Source organism: Corallococcus sp. AB011P (genome assembly GCF_003611605.1).
Lineage (GTDB): Bacteria > Myxococcota > Myxococcia > Myxococcales > Myxococcaceae > Corallococcus > Corallococcus coralloides.
In genome coordinates, this window is sequence record NZ_RAVX01000024.1 from 20,720 (window position 1) to 38,120 (window position 17,401).

At 72.3% G+C, this 17,401-nt stretch carries 6 protein-coding genes; 1 reads left to right on the forward strand and 5 read right to left on the reverse strand.

Annotated features, from left to right (window positions below; genetic code table 11):
* Positions 1-24: 24 nt before the first annotated feature.
* Both D7X30_RS35930 and D7X30_RS35935 read right to left on the reverse strand, forming a co-directional pair.
* Positions 25-2,871 (reverse strand): amino acid adenylation domain-containing protein, encoded by a 2,847-nt coding sequence (locus D7X30_RS35930; protein WP_120567488.1) that lies wholly within the window; start codon positions 2,869-2,871, stop codon positions 25-27.
* A complete protein-coding gene (locus D7X30_RS35935; protein WP_158619447.1) occupies positions 2,868-11,399 on the reverse strand; it encodes a non-ribosomal peptide synthetase in 8,532 nt (2,843 codons plus the stop codon). Before D7X30_RS35935 ends, D7X30_RS35930 begins: the two co-directional genes overlap by 4 nt.
* Before the next feature lie 184 nt (positions 11,400-11,583).
* On the opposite strand from D7X30_RS35935, the gene D7X30_RS35940 reads away from it, so the two are divergent.
* Positions 11,584-12,657 carry a cupin-like domain-containing protein gene (locus tag D7X30_RS35940; protein ID WP_158619448.1) on the forward strand — a complete coding sequence of 358 codons (1,074 nt, stop codon included), beginning with the start codon at positions 11,584-11,586 and terminating at the stop codon, positions 12,655-12,657.
* Between the two features lie 76 nt (positions 12,658-12,733).
* Here the strand turns inward: D7X30_RS35940 and D7X30_RS42105 are convergent, their stop codons facing one another.
* Genes D7X30_RS42105 through D7X30_RS35955 form a run of 3 tightly spaced genes read right to left on the reverse strand, consistent with a single transcriptional unit; the run spans position 12,734 to position 17,299 of the window.
* The gene (locus tag D7X30_RS42105) at positions 12,734-15,325 is read right to left on the reverse strand and encodes a DUF5916 domain-containing protein (protein WP_158619449.1); all 2,592 of its coding nucleotides are present in this window, start codon (positions 15,323-15,325) and stop codon (positions 12,734-12,736) included.
* Positions 15,326-15,336: 11 nt separating this feature from the next.
* Positions 15,337-16,434 (reverse strand): ABC transporter permease, encoded by a 1,098-nt coding sequence (locus tag D7X30_RS35950; protein ID WP_233592008.1) that lies wholly within the window; start codon positions 16,432-16,434, stop codon positions 15,337-15,339.
* Positions 16,427-17,299 carry an ABC transporter ATP-binding protein gene (locus tag D7X30_RS35955; RefSeq protein ID WP_233592009.1) on the reverse strand — a complete coding sequence of 291 codons (873 nt, stop codon included), beginning with the start codon at positions 17,297-17,299 and terminating at the stop codon, positions 16,427-16,429. Before D7X30_RS35955 ends, D7X30_RS35950 begins: the two co-directional genes overlap by 8 nt.
* Between the last annotated feature and the right edge of the window lie 102 nt (positions 17,300-17,401).

Genomic DNA, 17,401 nt, shown 5'->3' on the forward strand with positions numbered 1-17,401 from the left:
GTCTACTCCGCGAGGGGGTGAGGGTCAGGGCAGGGGATGAGGGGACGGGCCGCGCGGGGGCGGCTCCAGCGGGAGCAGGCGCGGAACCAGCGCGGTGGGCCCGGGTTCCACGGCCTGCTCGCGCGCGAGCACCACCACGTCCTGGATGGCGGGGTGCTGGCGGAGCGCCGCTTCAATCTCGCCCAGCTCCACGCGGACGCCGCGGATCTTCACCTGGTGGTCGCCGCGCCCCAGGAACTCCAGCTCGCCATCCGGCAGCTGGCGGGCCAGGTCGCCGGTGCGGAACAGGCGCGAGCCCGGAGGGCCGAAGGGGTCCGGCACGAAGCGCTCCGCGCTCAGGTCCGGCCGCAGGAAGTAGCCGCGGGCCAGGCCCGGGCCGCCCAGGTACACCTCGCCGGGCGCGCCCGGAGGAACGGGCTGTCCGCGCACGTCCAGCACGTGCATCTTCATGTTGCCCAGCGGCTGGCCCAGCGGCACCGCCTTGCGCGCCATGCCGGGCGCGCAGGTGAACCACGTGGCGTCGATGGACACCTCCGTCTGGCCGTAGAAGTTGAAGAGCGTCGCGGAGGAGTGCTCCGCCAGCCGGTCCACCAGGTCGGTCGTCAGCGCCTCGCCTCCGCAGACCACCGTGCGCAGCGCGTGGCAGTCCGCCATGCGGGGCTCTTCCAGCACCACGCGCAGCAGCGACGGCACCACGTTCATCTGCGTGACGCCGCGCCGGGCCATGAGGTCCGCGATGTAGCGGCTGTCCTGGTGCGCGCCGTCGCGCACCATCACCGCGCGGGCCCCCGCGAGCAGCGCGCGGAAGAACTCCCAGATGGAGGCGTCGAAGCCGAACGAGGCCACCTGGAGGACGCGGTCCTCCGGTCCGATGGGCAGCGCGTGCTGTTCCCAGAGCATCCGGTTGGCGATGCCCGCATGGGCGATCATCACGCCCTTGGGCACGCCGGTGGAGCCGGAGGTGTGGACCACGTACGCCAGCTGCTCCAGGTGGACGGTCCGCGCGGGAGGCGTCTCCGGAAGGCCTTCCTGCCGCCACGCGCCGGGCTCCAGGCGCGCCTCCGGCGGCACCGGCAGCTTGACCGCGAGCAAGGGGGGCGCGAGCACGTAGCGGGCGCGGCACTCCGCGACCATCAGGGCCAGCCGCTGCGTGGGGGCTCCGGCGTCCATCGGCACGAAGGCACCGCCGGCCTTCATGACCGCGAGCATCGCCACCAGCACCTCCGTCGAACGGGGCAGGCACAACGCCACGCGCTCCTCGGGCTCCAGCCCGGACGCGAGCAGCAGGTGCGCGAGCCGGTTGGCCCGGCGCTCCAGCTCCGCGTACGTGAGGTGCTCGTCCTCGCACTCCACCGCGATGGCGTCCGGCGTGCGCCGTGCCTGCTCCTCGAAGAGGACGTGCAGGGGGCGCGGGGACAGCGGCACCGCGGGCGGGTGGAAGGACTCCAGCGCCTGCTGGCGTCCGGCCGCGTCCAGCAGCGGCAGCTCGGAGACGCGGCGCCGCGGATCCGCAGTGATGCCTTCCAGCAGGCGTTCGTAGGCCCGCGCCAGCCGGTCGGCGGTGGAGGCGTCGAAGAGGTCCGTGTTGTATTCGAGCCAGCCCGTCAGCGCGCCCGACGTCTCGACCAGCGTGAGGGTGAGCTCGAACTTGGCGGTGTCCGTCTCCAGGTCCAGGTTCGTGAGCGTGAGCCCCGGGAGCGCCAGCGGCTGGAGCGGCGCGTTCTGGAGCACGAACATCGTCTGGAAGAGCGGCGAGCGGCTCAGGTCCCGCTTCACGCGCAGGTCCATCACCAGCTTCTCGAAGGGGACGTCCTGGTGGGCGAAGCCGCCCAGGGCCGTCTCGCGCACGCGGGCCACCAGGTCCGTGAAGCGCGGGTCGCCGGAGAGGTTCGTGCGCAGGGGCAGCGTGTTGACGAAGAAGCCGATGAGCCCTTCGGTCTCCGCGCGGTTGCGGTTGGCGATGGGCGTGCCGACGACGAGGTCGTCCTGGCGCGTGTAGCGCTGGAGCAGCACCAGCCACGCGGCCAGCAGGGTCATGAACAGCGTGGCCCCCTCCTGGCGGGAGAGGGTGTTCAGCGCGGCGGTGACGGCCGGGCTCACGCCCAGGGGCAGCTGCGTGCCGCGGAAGGTCTGGGCCGGAGGACGCGGCCGGTCCGTGGGCAGGCCCAGCGCGGTGGGCGCGTCCGCCAGGTGCGCGCGCCAGTACGCGAGCTGCTCCTCCAGCACGTCGCCCTGGAGCCAGTCGCGCTGCCAGCGGGCGAAGTCGGAGTACTGCACCTTGAGTGGCGGCAGCGGCGAGGGCGCGCCCTGGAGGAAGGCCGCGTACAGCTCGGCCAGCTCGCGCACGAACACGCCGATGGACCAGCCGTCGGAGACGATGTGGTGCATCGACAGCAGCAGGATGTGCTCGGCGTCCGACAGGCGCAGCAGCTTCCAGCGGATCAACGGACCGCGCTCCAGGTCGAAGGGCGCGGCCACGTCCTCGGCGGTCAGTTCGCGCACGCGGCGCGCGGTCTCCCGCGCGTCCAGTCCGCCCAGGTCCACCACGTGCAAGGGCAGCTCGGGCGCGGGCCCCACGACCTGCACGGCCTCGCCCTCGCGGGCCTGGAAGGTCGTGCGCAGGGATTCGTGGCGCTGGACGATCTCCTGGAAGCTCTTCTCCAGGGCGCCGCGCTCCAGCGTCCCGCTGAGGCGCACGGCGAAGGGGATGCCGTAGTGGTGGCTGCCCGGCTCCAGCCGGTCCAGGAACCACAGCCGCTGCTGGGCGAAGGAGGGTTGGAAGGCCCGGGGCTTCGCCGCGCGCTGCTGGATGAGGGCCCGGGCGCGGGCGCGCTTCTCCTCCAACGCGGAGGACTGCTTCTCGTCACTCATGATTCGATTTCTCCGCTTTCGAGCTCCGCGATGAGCGCGTCCAGCTCCGCCTCGGACAGCCCATCCACCCGGGGCAGCGCCTCATCTGGCGCGCGCGCCGTGAGGACGGGCTGCTTCCTGACTTCCGCCTGCCGTGAGACGACCTGCGCGAGCGCGGCCACGGTGCGCGCCTCGAAGGCGCTGCGCAGGGGCACGTCCACGCCGAAGGATTCGCGCACGCGCGAGATGACCTGGGTGGCGAGCAGCGAGTTGCCGCCCAGTTCGAAGAAGTCGTCGTGGACGCCCACCCGGGGCGTCCCGAGCAGCTCCGTCCAGATGTCCGCCAGCCGCTGCTCCGTGGCGTCGCGGGGCGCCACGCCGTCCGCGCGGGGCGTGGCATCCGGAGCGGGCAGCGCGCGCCGGTCCACCTTCCCGTTGAGGGTGAGCGGGAGCGCGTCCAGGAACATGATGGCGGACGGCACCATGGACTCCGGCAGCCGGCGGCGCAGGTGGACCTTGAGGTCGCCTTCCGTGCACGCCTGCTCCGGCGCCAGCACCGCGTGGAGCACCAGCCGCTTGCCGCGGGGCCCGTCCTCGCGGACCGTGGCGATGGCCTGCCGCACGGCGGGGTGCTCCAGCGCGAGCGACTCCACCTCGCCGGGTTCGATGCGCAGGCCGCGCAGCTTCACCTGCGCGTCGGTGCGGCCCAGGAACTCGAGCGCCCCGTCCGGCAGGAAGCGGACCCGGTCGCCGGTGCGGTAGAGGCGGGCGCCGTCGCGCGTGTCGAAGGGGTGGGGCACGAAGGCGCGCGCGGTCAGCTCCGGATGGTTCAGGTAGCCGCGCGCGAGACCCAGACCGCCCAACCACAGCTCGCCAGGGACGCCCACGGGGACGGGCTGCTGGTGCGCGTCCAGGACGTAGGCCTGGGTGTTCGCGATGGGACGCCCGATGGGCGGGTTCACCGCGCCAACAGAGACCGGGCCGCTGGTGGCGACGACCGTGCACTCCGTGGGGCCGTAGTGGTTGATCAGCTGGAACGGGGTGCCTTCGGGTGCGCCCCGGTGCAGCCGGTCTCCGCCGGTGAGGAGCGTGCGCAGCGCCGCGTGCGCGGGCCACGGCTGCGTGAGCACCGCCTCCGCGAGCGGCGTGGGGAGGAAGCAGCGGGTGATGCGCTCCTCGGTGAGCCACGCGACGAGGCGCTCCGGCATGGCGCGCACCTCGTCCTCCACGATGTGGAGGCTGGCGCCCGCCGCGAGGGTGGGCCACAGCTCCCAGACCGCGGCGTCGAATGCGAGGCCGGCGGCCTGGGTCGTGCGGTCCTCCGGCGTCAGCGCGTAGGTCCGCTGATGCCAGTCCACCAGGTGGGCCAGGCCCGCGTGCTCCAGCTCCACGCCCTTGGGGCGGCCGGTGGAGCCCGACGTGTAGATGACGTACGCCAGGTGGCGCGGACCCGTGAACTCCGGCGGAGCGTTCGCGGGCTCAGCAGTGGCGCCGAAGCCGTCCTCCGCGAGCAGGCAGCGGCAGTCCGGTGGGAGCGTCAGCGCGGCGGTGCCGCGCGAGGACAGGAGCACCGGCGCGCGGACATCCTCCAGGATGGACTGGAGCCGCTCCGGGGGCGCGGAAGGGTCCAACGGAACGTAGGCGCCGCCTGCCTTGAGGACGCCCAACGCGGCTTCGACGAACGCGGTCGAGCGCTCCATGCAGAGCGCCACGGGCACGTCAGGCCCCACGCCCAGCCCGCGCAGGTGCCAGGCCAACCGGTTCGCGCGGACTTCGAGCTGGCCGTAGGTGAGGGCCTCGCCCGCGAAGGCCACCGCGAGCGCGTCCGGCGTGCGCCGCGCCCAGGACTCGAAGCGCGCGTGCACGGGGACGTGGGATGGCGGTGCCACCGGGCGCGGGTTCCACGCGTGGAGCAGCGTGTGCCGCTCCCCGGCCGTCATCAGGGGCAGGTCGCCTACGTGGGCGTCGGGATCCGCCGCGATGCTGGAGAGCAGCACCTGGAAGTGCCCCGCGAGGCGCGCGATGGAGGCCGCGTCGAAGAGGTCCGCGTCGTACTCGAAGCGCGCGGTCAGCCCGCCGTCCTCGCCGCGCTCCAGCGCGAGGTCCAGGTCGAACTTCGCCGGAGCGGACTCGGATTCCAGGAGCGTCAGGCGCAGCCCCTGGAGGGCGCGGGAGGGCAGGGGCGCGTCCTGGTAGGAGAACGCGACCTGGAAGAGCGGCGTGCGGCCCAGGTCGCGCTCCACCGCGAGCGCTTCGACCAGCTTCTCGAAGGGCACGTCCTGGTGCTCGTGCGCCGCGAGCACGGACTCGCGCACCCGGCCCAGCAGCTGGCGGAAGGTGGGGTTGCCGGAGGCGTCCGTGCGCAGGGGCAGCGTGTTGACGAAGAAGCCGATGAGGCCTTCGGTCTCCACGCGCGTGCGGTTGGACAGCGGGCAGCCCACGACGAGGTCGTCCTGGCCCGTGTAGCGCAGCAGCAGCGTCTGGAACGCCGCCAGCAGCGTCATGAACGGCGTGGCGCCTTCGCGCCGGCCCAGCTCCGCGAGTCCTCCGGCGAGCGCCGCCGGGAGGTGGACCGCGTGACGTCCGCCCGCGAGTGTCCGCACCGCGGGCCGGGGACGGTCCGTGGGCAGCTCCAGGACACCAGGGGTGCCCGCGAGCCGCTGCTTCCAGTGCGCGAGCTGCCGCGCCAGCACGCCGTCCGCCAGCCACTCCCGCTGCCACAGCGTGAAGTCGATGTACTGGAGCGGCAGGGGCGCGAGCGCCGGAGGGGCGCCCGTGGAAAACGCCGCGTACAGCGCCCCCAGCTCCCGCAGCAACACGGTGACGGACTCGCCATCCGCGACGATGTGGTGGAGCGTCAGGAGCAGGACGTGCTCGTCCGGACCCAGCCGCAGCAGCCGTGCCCGCAACAGGGGACCTTGGGCGAGGGCGAACGGAGCGCGAGCCTCATGCTTCGCGAGCTGGCGCACCCGCGCGTCGCGCGCCTCCGGGGACAGGCTGCCCAGGTCCACTTCGGGCAGTTCAAGGGGGACGTGCGCGTGGACGCGCTGCACGGTGCGGCCCTGGTGCTGGGAGAAGGTGGTCCGCAGCGCTTCGTGGCGGCGGACCACTTCATCCAGGCCTCGGCGCAGTGCCGCGACGTCCAGCGGACCCTGGAGGCGGACCGCCGCGGGCAGGTGGTAGCGCGCGTCGCCGGGCTCCAGCTGGTCCAGGAACCACAGCCGCTCCTGAGCGTAGGACAGCGGCGCTTCCGGCGCTCGGTCCGTCCGGTGCGTCAGCGCGGGACCGCGCGCCGGAGCACGCACGCCTCCGTCGATGCGCGCGCCGAGCGAGGCCACCGTGGGCGCTTCGAACAGCGTGCGCAGGGGCAGCTCCACCCCGAACACCTCGCGCACGCGAGCGAGCAGTCGCGCGGCCAGCAGCGAGTGGCCGCCCAGCGCGAACCAGTCCTCGTGCAGGCCCACGGCCCCGCCGAGCAGCTCCGCCCAGAGGTCCGCGAGCTTCTGCTCCGTGGCGGTGCGTGGCGTCGTGTCCTCCAAGGACGTGGAGCGCTCCAGCTCGGGCGCGGGCAGGGCCTGACGGTCCACCTTGCCCGTGGGGGTCAGCGGCAGCGCGGGCAGGAGCACGAAGGCCGCGGGGCACATGACTTCCGGCAGCTCGCGGCGCACGTGCTCGCGCAGCGTGGAGCCGGTGAGCGCTGAGTCCGGCGCGGCGACGACGTAGGCGACGAGGCGCCTGCCAGCGGGCGCCTCGTCGCGCACCGCGACCACGCACTGCCGCACGTCCGGGTGACGCTGGAGGACGGCTTCAATCTCCCCCAGCTCGATGCGGAAGCCGCGCAGCTTCACCTGATGGTCCAGCCGGCCCAGGAACTGGAGTTCGCCGTCCGGCAGCAGGCGCGCGAGGTCCCCGGTCCGGTACAGACGCGCGCCGGGAACCGTGCTGAAGGGATCCGGCACGAAGGCGCGGGCGGTGAGGCCGGGGCGGTCCAGGTAGCCCCGCGCCACGCCCGGTCCGCCGATGCACAGCTCGCCCGCGACGCCCAGCGGCTGGGGCCGCAGCCCTGCGTCGAGCACGTGCACGTGCACGCCGTCCAGCGGCCGGCCGATGGTGGGGAGTCCAGACTCCACATCCGCGGATCCGACCGGGGCGAAGGTGGCGGCCACGGTGCCTTCGGTAGGGCCGTAGAGGTTGGTGACGCGGAAGGGAGTGTGCGCGGAGGGCCGCTGGCGCAGCCGGTCGCCGCCGGTGGTCAGCTCGCGCAGGGCGAGCGACTGGGGCCACTGTTGGCCGAGCACGCCCTCCGCCAGGGCCGTGGTGAGGAAGGTGTGGGTGATGCGCTCGGCGGCGAGCCACCCGACGAGCCGCTCCGGCAGTGCGCGCACGTCATCGCCGGGCAGGTGCAGGCTGGCACCCGCGATGAGCGCGGGCCACACCTCCAGCACGGACGCGTCGAAGACCGGCGTGGACAGGTGCGTGGCCCGGTCCTGGGGCGACAGGGCGAAGGTCCGCTGGTACCAACCCGCGAAGTGGGCCAGGCCACCGTGCGTGAGCTGCACGCCCTTGGGCCGCCCGGTGGAGCCGGACGTATGGATGACGTAGGCGAGGTGGTCCGCGACGGGCGTGACGTCCAGCGCGGTGTCCAGTGCGTCGTGGACCGGGGCCGTCACGTCGTCCAGCACCCGCGTGGACGCGGGCAGCCGTGAGCGCAGTGCCGGCGTCGTGAGCACCACCGCCGCGCCCACGTCCTCCAGCAGCGCCTCAAGTCGCGCCCGCGGTGCATCCGGATCCAGCGGCACGTACGCGCCGCCCGCCTTGAGGATGCCCAGCAGCGCCAGTACCTGCTCGGGCGAGCGGTGCATCAGCACGCCCGCGCGTACGTCCGGACCCACGCCCAGCTGGCGCAGCCGGTGCGCGAGTGCGTGGGCCTGGCGCTCCAGCATTCCGTACGACCACTGTCGCCCGTCCGAAGCGATGGCCAGCGCGTCGGGCGCGATCACGGCACGTGCCGCGATGGCGTGGTGAACGGGAGTGAAGGACGCGGGCGCCAGTGCCCCCGCGCTGAACGTCCGCACGCGCGCCTGCTCCGCGTCCGGCAGCAGCGGCAGGGCCGACACGCGCTGGTCCGCGTCCGCCGCGATGCCCGCGAGCAGGCACGTGAGGCGCGCCACCATGCGTCCAGCCGTGTCCGCGTCGAAGAGGTCCGTGTCGTAGCGGAGCGCGCCGTCCAACCCGCGCGGCGCATCCGCCATCTGGAGCGCGAGGTCGAACTGCGCGGTGCCCAGCTCCACTGGCACGCTCTCCGCCTCCAGACCCGCGAAGCGCACGCGCACGCCGGCAAGGCCCAGCACCAGCGGGGTCAGCTCCTCGCGCTGGTGGGGCTGCTCCCAGGCGAACACCGCCTGGAACAACGGAGACCGGCTCGCGTCGCGCGGACGCCGCAGCCGTTCCACGAGCAAGGGGAACGGATACTCCTGGTGCTCCAGCGCCTCCAGTACCGTGCGCCGCACCCGGCCCAGGTGCGCGCGGAACGGCGGGTCCCCGGACAGGTCCGCCACCAGCGCCACGGGATTGACGTGGTAGCCGACGACGTCCTCCAACCCCGAGCGCGTGCGCCCCACCGCGGGCGAGCCGACCGCGAAGCGCTCCTGTCCCGCGTGCCGGGCCAGGAGGACCTGCCACGCGGCGAGCAGCAGCGAGAACAGCGTCGTGCCCTCTTCGCGCGCCAGCGCGCGCAGCCGCCGCGTCAGGTCCGCGTCCAGCCGGAAGGTGCACGCGGCGCCCCGGAACGCGCGCACCGGGGGACGGGCGCGGTCGGTGGGCAGCTCCAGCACGTCCGGCACGCCGTCCAGCCGCTGGCGCCAGTACGCGAACAGCCGCTCGCCCTCGGGGCCCTCCAGGAACGGGCGCTGCCAGCGGGCGAAGTCCGACGGACGCAGGGCCGGAGCGGGGGACGCGGAGTCCCGTCCCTCCTTCAACGCGGGGTAGAGCCCGTGCAGTTCCTCTGCGAGCAGCGCCAGCGACCACAGGTCCAGGATGAGGTGGTGCGCCGCGAGCAGCAGCACCTGGCCGCCGCCAGCGTGGGCGTACAGCGAGGCGCGCAAGAGCGGCCCCTTCTCCAGCGAGAACTGGCGTGACGCGTCCGCCGCCAGCGCGCGCCGCAGCGGAGCGTCCTCCAGCGGAAGCGAGGTCGCGTCCTCCAGGAGCCCTCCGCTCCTGGCCGTGTCCGCCCGCTGCACGAGTTCACCGTGCTCCAGGTGGAGCGTGGTGTTCGGGGCCGCGTCCGCCCGCTGCACGAGCTTGCCGTGCTCCAACTGGAGGGCCGGGTGCACCTGCTGCACGAGCTCACCGTCGCGCTCCAGGTGGAAGGTGGTGCGCAGGGCCGGGTGCCGCGCCACCAGCCGCGCCAGCGCCTCGCGCAGCGTGGGCACGTCCGCGGGCGTGTGGAAGCGCACCGCGAAGGCCAGGTGGTTCGCGGTGCTGTCCGGCGCCAGGAGCTGCGCCAGCCAGAGCGCCTTCTGTCCCTCGGACACCGGGTGGCGCCCCAGCGCGTCCCCCGACGCCACGGGCGCGAGGGGCCGCTGCCCCAGCGTGCCCACCAGCTCCCGCGCCAGGGCCCGCAGGCTCACCGCGTCCATCAGCCGCGCCAGGGACGTATCCGTGCCCAGCCACGCGTCCAGGTCGCTCTTGAGCTCCACCGTCGCCAGCGAGTCCAGCCCCAGGCTGATGAGCGTCCGCTCCGCGTCGACGTGCGCGCGGGGAAGGCGCAGCCGCGCGGCCACCGCGTCCACCAGCGACGCCTCCAGGAGCGCCGCGCGCTCCGGCTCCGGGAGCGCGAGCAGCTGCTCCGGACGCAGCGTGGGCACGGGCGGAACGGAGGCCTGGAGCGTGCTCTGGCCCAGCACCTCCAGCTCCCCGGCGAGCCACGCCTGACGGCACGCGTAGCGCTGCACCTTGCCGCTGGAGGTCTTCGGCAGGGAGCCCGCCTGGATGAGCACCACGTCATGCGCCTGGGCGTCGTGCGCCAGCGCCACGGCCTCGCGGATGCTCCGGGCCAGCGCCTCCAGGTCCGTGCCGGCGTGGCGCGCGTCCACCTCCTGCACGACGACCAGCCGCTCCTCGCCCTCCAGCTCCACGGAGAACGCCGCGGTGCAGCCCGGCCGCAGCGCGGGGTGCACGCGCACCGTGGTGGACTCCACGTCCTGCGGGTACAGGTTGCGCCCGCGCAGGATGATGAGGTCCTTGATGCGCCCGGTGACGAACAGCTCGCCGCCGCGCAGCACGCCCAGGTCGCCCGTGCGCAGGTAGCGCGCGTCGTCCGAGCCCCCGCCCTCCACCCGCGCGTGGAAGACGCGCGCGCTCTCCTCCGGGCGCTCCCAGTAGCCCTGGCCCACGCTGGCGCCCGCCACCCAGATTTCGCCCTCCTCGCCGGGCGCGCACTCGCGAGCGGTGCGCGCGTCCACCAGCCGCACCGTGTTCCCCTCCAGCACCCGTCCGGAGCCCACCAGGTTCACGCCGTCCGTCACCGGCGCTGTGCCCAGCGCGTGCCCGGTGACGATGAGCGTCGACTCGGCCAGCCCGTAGCAGGGGTAGAAGGCCTCCCTGCGGAAGCCCTGCGGCGCGAAGGCCTCGTGGAAGCGCTCCAGCGTCTCCGGCCGGATGGGCTCCGCGCCGTTGAAGGCCACCTTCCAGCGGCTCAGGTCCAGCGTCGCGCGCTCCTCCGCGCTCACCTTCCGGACGCACAGGTCGTAGGCGAAGTTGGGGCCGCCGCTCGTCGTGGCCCCGTAGCGCGACACCGCCTGCAGCCAGCGGAAGGGGCGCTGCAGGAAGGCGATGGGCGACATCAACACGACGGGGAAGCCGCCGTAGAGCGGCTGGAGCAGCCCGCCGATGAGCCCCATGTCGTGGTACGGCGGCAGCCAGATGACGCCCCGGCTGTCGCGCGAGTGGCCGAACGCGCGGTGGATGAGCGCCAGGTTCGCCAGCAGGTTGCGATGCGTCAGCATCACGCCCTTGGGGCTGCCCGTGGAGCCGGACGTGTACTGGAGGAACGCCAGCGCGTCCCCCGTGACGCCCGGGTCCTTCCAGCCGTCCTCCAGCCCCGGCGCCAGCGCGTCCGTGGCCACCCAGGTGAGCCCCGCCAACTCCGGCGCCTGCTCGAAGAGCATCCCGGCCATGCCGTGGATCATCTCCGTGGTGAGCACGAAGCGCGCCCGCGCGTCGCGCACCATCGCCTCCAGGCGCGGCAGGCTGCGGTTGAGGCGCATGACGTCCGGCGGATACGCCGGCACCGCCACCACGCCCGCGTACAGGCACCCGAAGAAGGCCGTCAGGTATTCGTTGCCCGGCGGGAACAGCAACAGCGCCCGCTCCCCCCTCGCCCCGTTCGCCTGGAGCCACGCACCAATGGCACGCGCCTGCCGGTCGAACTCGCCATAGGTGAGCGCCGCTTCCTCGGATTCGCCATCCACCAGGAATGTGTAGCCCTGATGTCCTGGCGCTTCGGCTGAACGAAGACGCAAGAGTTCAATCAGGCTCGCCGGTGACATGTCGTTGGGCTCCACGCGATGTATGGCTTGGAAGACGGCATTCATGTGTCACGGCCAAAGTGTGTCTGTCAAATCTTGCATTGATATACTTGAACCCTGTAAATTCCTTGATGACTGGTTTCTTCCGGCCCAAAGACAACCATCCAGGTTTCAATTCCAACACCGGGTCCCTCTAGGAGAGCGGATGTACGAGAACATCGAGCGCATCAAGGCCCCTACTCGCGAAGTCTTCCTCGACGAGTACGTGCGGAAGCAGAAGCCCGTCATCATCACGAACCTGTTCGACGGACAGCCCATCCGGCGGCTGTCCAGCCTGGACATCGCCCGCAAGGAACTGGGGGACATGCCCGTCGTGGTGCAGGAGGGCCACGAGGAATACTTCACCCGCATGCTGTCGATGCTCATCTCCAAGGACTTCACCTTCTCCGACATCGGAAAGAACCAGAGCACGGTGAACGGCTATCTGGAGATGGTGGCAAAGGACCCTGACAGCCGTCTGGTCTGCGCGGAGGTCCCCCGGTCGATGATCCAGAAGGTGGAGGCTGGATACACGATCCCCGAGTACTGCCATCCGGACCCGGGGGAACCCGACGAGTACACGTCGATGCTGTGGTTGGGCAACGTGGGCAACTTCACCCACATGCACTTCGACGCGGACTACAAGAACATCTTCCAGTACCAGCTCTGGGGGGAGAAACGCGTGGTGCTGGTCCCGCCCACGTCGTCGCGGAAGATCCTGCCCATGCGTAACAACAGCGCGCTCAGCCCGGAAGGACTCAGCCAGGAGGAGAATGACAACTTCGTGCGCTACGTCGGGGGTTATCAGGCGGTGGTGCGCACCGGCGAGACGCTCTTCATGCCCGCCCTGATGTGGCACTACTTCGAGTACATGGACACCAGCATGGCGCTGACCATGCGCTTCCGCCGTAACAAGTACCTGCGCTTCCTGGCGGAGAACTTCCACACCGACTACCGCCTCCAGCACATCGCCTGGAAGCTGGCGAACGAGCGGGCGGTGGACGAGCAGGGCCTCAAGGCCTTCGCGCGGCTGGAGGCGGAGTTCCGCAAGCCCATGGACAACCCCATGGAGAAGGCGACCCTTCTCCAGAAGGCAATCAATGAGATCTACGAGAGCTTCTGCACGGATGGCCTGAAGGGAGACCTGAGCCGTCCCTTCCTGGAAGAGATTCGCGGCGCCATCCGGAACATGGATGTCCTGGCGGGTTCTCTGTATTCAGACGAACGGCCCACTGTCTGAGTTGGCTTTGAGGGCTGGCGCCCGCCCAATCCCTTGCATCGGCGGGGGATGGGGTGGGCGCCGGACCTGATACGTCTCAAAGCCCCCACTGGTGGGACCACTTCAACAGCCAGGTGTCCGTGGTGGCGCCGTCCAGCAATTGGTTGGGCGCCAGGCGGGTCACCTGCGCGGTGCCCGGCGTGGTGGGCAGCTCCGTCTGCGCGCGTGAGTAGACGAAGTACAGCGTGGAACCCAGCCGGTACTCCCAACGCAGCACGGCGTTGAGGTTGAGCGCGGACTCGTGGAAGTCCGGGTCCAGCGCGGTCGTGGTGGGCGTCAGCCCCGCGAGCCGCAGCCGGCCGTTCGTGTCCGGGGTGCCTTCGAAGAAGGGGCCGTAGCGGCCGTACGCGGAGAAGAACTGCGCGTACGCCTGGAGCGTGAGCCGCGGGGTGAGCACCAGCAGCTGGCGCAGCGTGAAGGACATGGCGCGCGGGTGCAGCTGGCCGAACACGAGCCGGCCGTCCTCGTCCCCCACGTAGCGGGGCCCGTCCAGGTTGGTCAGCAGCTCGCTGGTCAGCTGCGTCTCCAGGCGCGGCGTGGGGCGCCACGTCATGGTGACCGCGCCGCCGCCGCCCGTCTTGGAGGGCAGCGGCGCCGGGGCGGAGATGCGGCCCACGTAGCCGTCCAGCTGGAAGGAGAGGGCGCGGTTCTTGTCCGTGGAGCCCGCGCACGCCGCGTACCGGTACGGCGGGCGCTCGTAGGGGATGCCGGTGAGGGGAATCTCTCGGATGTCGCTGCGCCCGGTGAGCTGGCCCAGCTCGCACTCCACGGCGTGGAAGCCGGGCAGCGTGGCCAGCGCGCCCACCGTGACCTTGTGGCTGAGGCGGATGCCGCGCCCGTCCGTGGTCCAGCTGGTGAAGCCCTGCACGGAGGAGGAGAAGTCCAGCAGCGGCCCGAAGCCGGTGGGCCGCACGAAGGACACCCGGCCCGACGCCTCCTGGAGGTTCTGGGTCGGCTGGTAGCCCGTGGTGCTCAGCTCCAGGCGCGGCGACAGGTACTCGTAGCCCACGTCGAAGCGGAAGGGCTCACCGCCCTGCTTGCCGCCGCTCACGTAGGCGCCCAGGCCCAGGTCCCCCGGGCGCAGGAGCGTGCCGTCGCGCAAGGGACGTCCCGCCTCCGGGCCTCCCGCCACGCGCGAGCCGGTGAGCTGGCCGCGCACGCCCCACGCGCCGTCCGTGCTGCGCACGTCCCAGTCCAGCGCCGCCGCGTTCCCGCCGGCCACCCGGCACGCGTCGCGCTCTTCGGGGTCCGAGGGCAGGATGCCCGCGCACAGGTCCGACAGGGGCGTGGCCGCCGCGAAGGTGCCGCCCACGGACACGCCGGTGACGGGCTGCTGGCGCAGCACGACGGTGAGGAAGTTCTGCGCGGCGCCCGCCTGCGCGGGCAGCTCGTTGTTGGGGCCCAGGTGCAGCGGCCGGGACGGGTGGAAGCGGATGCGCCGGTCCGGCAGCGCTTCGCCGTCCGCGTCCACCAGGCCTGTCCTGGGCGCGGAGGGGCCCATCACCACCGCGTCCAGCACTCCCACCTGGAGCGTGTCGGTGAGGTTTCCGGTCAGCTTCACCGCCGCCAGGATGGGCGTCTGCAGGCCGATGCGCCGCGTGTAGAAGAGCGTCTGCGAGGAGTCCCCCACCGGCTGGAAGACGTCCATGCCCTGGAGGAAGAAGGGGCGCTTCTCCGGGAAGAACTGCTCGAAGGTGCTGAGGTTGAGGATGAGCTGATCCGCCTCCACCTGGCCGAAGTCCGGGTTCACCGTGGCGGTGAGCGTCAGGTCGCTGGTGAGCGCCGCGCGCAGGTCCACGCCCACGTCCGCGGACGGGGAGCCCAGCCGGGGCGAGGGCCGCGCCGGGTCCGCGTAGCGGGGGCTCATGCCGAAGCGCGCGGCGACGTAGGGCGTCAGCTGCACGCCGCCGCGGGACGGGATGCGCTCCAGGCCCTCCAGGTGCCCGAAGCGGGACACGAAGGCGTTGTCGTTGCGCGGCAGGAGGGTGGAGTCGATGACCTCCCGCGTGCGGGCCAGGTTGCGGCGCACCGCGAGCCCGAAGGTGTGCGTGGGCGCTTCCGGGAAGCGCAGCAGGTGCAGGGGGATGACCAGCTCCGCGGACCACCCGTCCGGCAGGTCCGCGGCGGCGCCGTCCCACACCGCGTCCCAGTCCTCGGTGTACTTGATGTCCTCGAAGTAGAGGACGTCCCGCAGGATGCCGCCCGCGTTCACCGTGAACGCGTACGCGGTGCGGTGGTCGTGCGCGCTGTCCACCATCACCGTCACGGAGTCGGACTCCGGAGGCCGGTCCCGGCGCCCCAGCTGGCGGTTGATGAGCAGGGGCTGCGAGTCGCGCGCCAGGATGCCGACGTAGAGGTTGTCGTCGTCGTAGAGGACGCGCAGGTCGGTGCGCTCGCTGGGCGCCGCGCCGTTCTTCGGGAAGGTCTGCACGAAGCGGTCGAACAGCGGCGCCAGCGCCCACTCCGCCTCGTCCAGCCGGCCGTCCAACTGGATGGGCTTGAGCGTGCGCCGGGCCTGGATGGCGCTGGACGCGGGCGGCCCTTCCGCGCGCGGAGAGGAGGCCCAGAGCAGGGTGAGGAGCCCCATGACGACGGGCGCCGTGGAACGCGGACGGAGAACGGAAGACATGGGAGAGGTGCTCAGGTCCAGCGGAACAGGCGCACGGCCAGGGCGAAGCACGCGGAGCCCCACGTGCCCAGGATGGCCAGGTCCGGCAGCAGCGCGGACAGCGGCGCGCCTTCGTTGATGACGGCGCGCATGCAGGCGTTCATCGCGCTCAGGGGCAGCGCCCGGACGAGCGGCTGGACCGCGTCCGGGAAGTGGCTGGAGGCGAAGAAGATGCCCGCAAGCCCCATCATGGGCACCATCACCACGTTGATGAGGCCCACGGCCGTCTCGCTGGTGCGCGCGCGTGAGGCGCACAGGAACGCCAGCCCGCTGAAGGCGAACGTCCCCGCCAGGGCCACCGCCGCCACCGCCGCGAGCGAGCCGTGGATGGGCATGCCGAACGTCACGCGCGCGAAGCCCAGCACGAGCGGCAGGTCCACGCACAGCACGAACACCACCCGTGCCAGCGCGAAGGACAGCAGGTACTCCGGGCGGCGCATGGGCGTGGCCGCGAAGCGCTTGAGCAGCCGGCGCTGCCGGGCCAGGACGATGACGAACGTGATGCCCCACATGCTGCCGGCCATCACGTTCATGCCGACGAGGCCGGGCACCAGCCAGTCCACGTAGCGCGTGCCGGGCGCGCTCACCGCGTCGTCCTTCACGGGGCGCGCGTCGGCGCGGCCGGCGTCGCGCTGGAGCACGTCGTCCACGAAGGTGCGCGTGGCGGGAGACTCCGGGCGGGTGGGGTCGAAGCGGTAGGCCAGCGCGCCCCCGGTCTGTTCCGGAGGCGTCACCTGCAGCGCGAACCGGCCGGTCCGCAGGCCCGCGTTCGCGTCGGAGGCCGGGACGCGCTCGGGCGTGAGGCTCGGGTGGGCGGCCAGGGCCGCGGCGATGCGCTCCGCGCCGGGCCCGTCCACCACCGCCACGCGCGTGCGCGGCGTCACGCCGTGGTTGAACGCGCTGCCCAGCGCCACCGTGAGGAGGATGGGGAAGACGAACGTCCAGAAGATCGTGCCCGGCTCGCGGATGAACTCCCGCAACCGGGTGAGCGTCAGGCGCGCCAGCGGCGGCATGCGCCGTCCCCGCGCGGGCCGCGCGCCAGCGGCCGCGTCCATGGTGGGCTCAGTCACGAAGGTTCCTCCCCGTCAGGGACACGAAGACGTCCTCCAGCGTGGCGTTGCGCGTGGTCAGCCCGGACAGCTCCGCGCCGCGCTCCGCGATGCGCGCGAGGATGGCGGGCAGCGCCAGGTGGGGCCGCGACACCGACAGCGCCAGGCGGCCCGTGAGCGTGGTGCGCGCGGCCGTCACCCCGGCCACGGACTCGAAGTCCGGCGGGCCCAGCGCGGGCTGCGTGGTGAGCTCCACCACGTGCTCGCCGCCCAGCGACGCGACCAGCTCCGCGGGCGTCCCCACCGCGATGACCTGGCCCTTGTCCACCACCGCCACGCGGTCGCAGAGCTGCTCCGCCTCGTCCATGTAGTGCGTGGTGAAGACCACGGTGCGCCCGCGCGCGCGGAACGCGGAGATGAGCTGCCAGAGCGCCCGGCGCGACTGCGGATCCAGGCCCGTGGTGGGCTCGTCCATGAAGATGAGCTCCGGGTCGCCCGCCAGGCTGCACGCGATGGACAGCCGCTGCCGCTGGCCGCCGGACAGCCGCACCACCCAGCTGTCGGACTTGTCCGTGAGCTGGAGCAGCGCCAGCAGCTCCTCCGTGTCCGGTCCCTGCGAATAGAAGGACCGGAAGAGCTCCAGCGTCTCGCGCACCGTCAGCTTGTCGGAGAGGAGGTTCTCCTGGAGCACCACGCCAATGCGCTCGCGCAGCGCGTTCCCGGCCTTCTCCCAGGTGCGCCCCAGCACCTCCACCTCGCCGCGGGTGGCCGTCTGGAGTCCCTCGAGGATCTCCAGCGTCGTCGTCTTGCCCGCGCCGTTGGGGCCCAGGAGTCCGAAGCACTCGCCGGTGCGGACCTCCAGGTCGAGGCCCCGAACGGCAGCCACATCACCGAACTCTTTGTGCAGTCCCCGCACACGGATGGAAATCCCCACCTGTCTGGAAATAGACAAATTCCAGGATGCGAACAAGGAGGTGCCGGGTAGGCG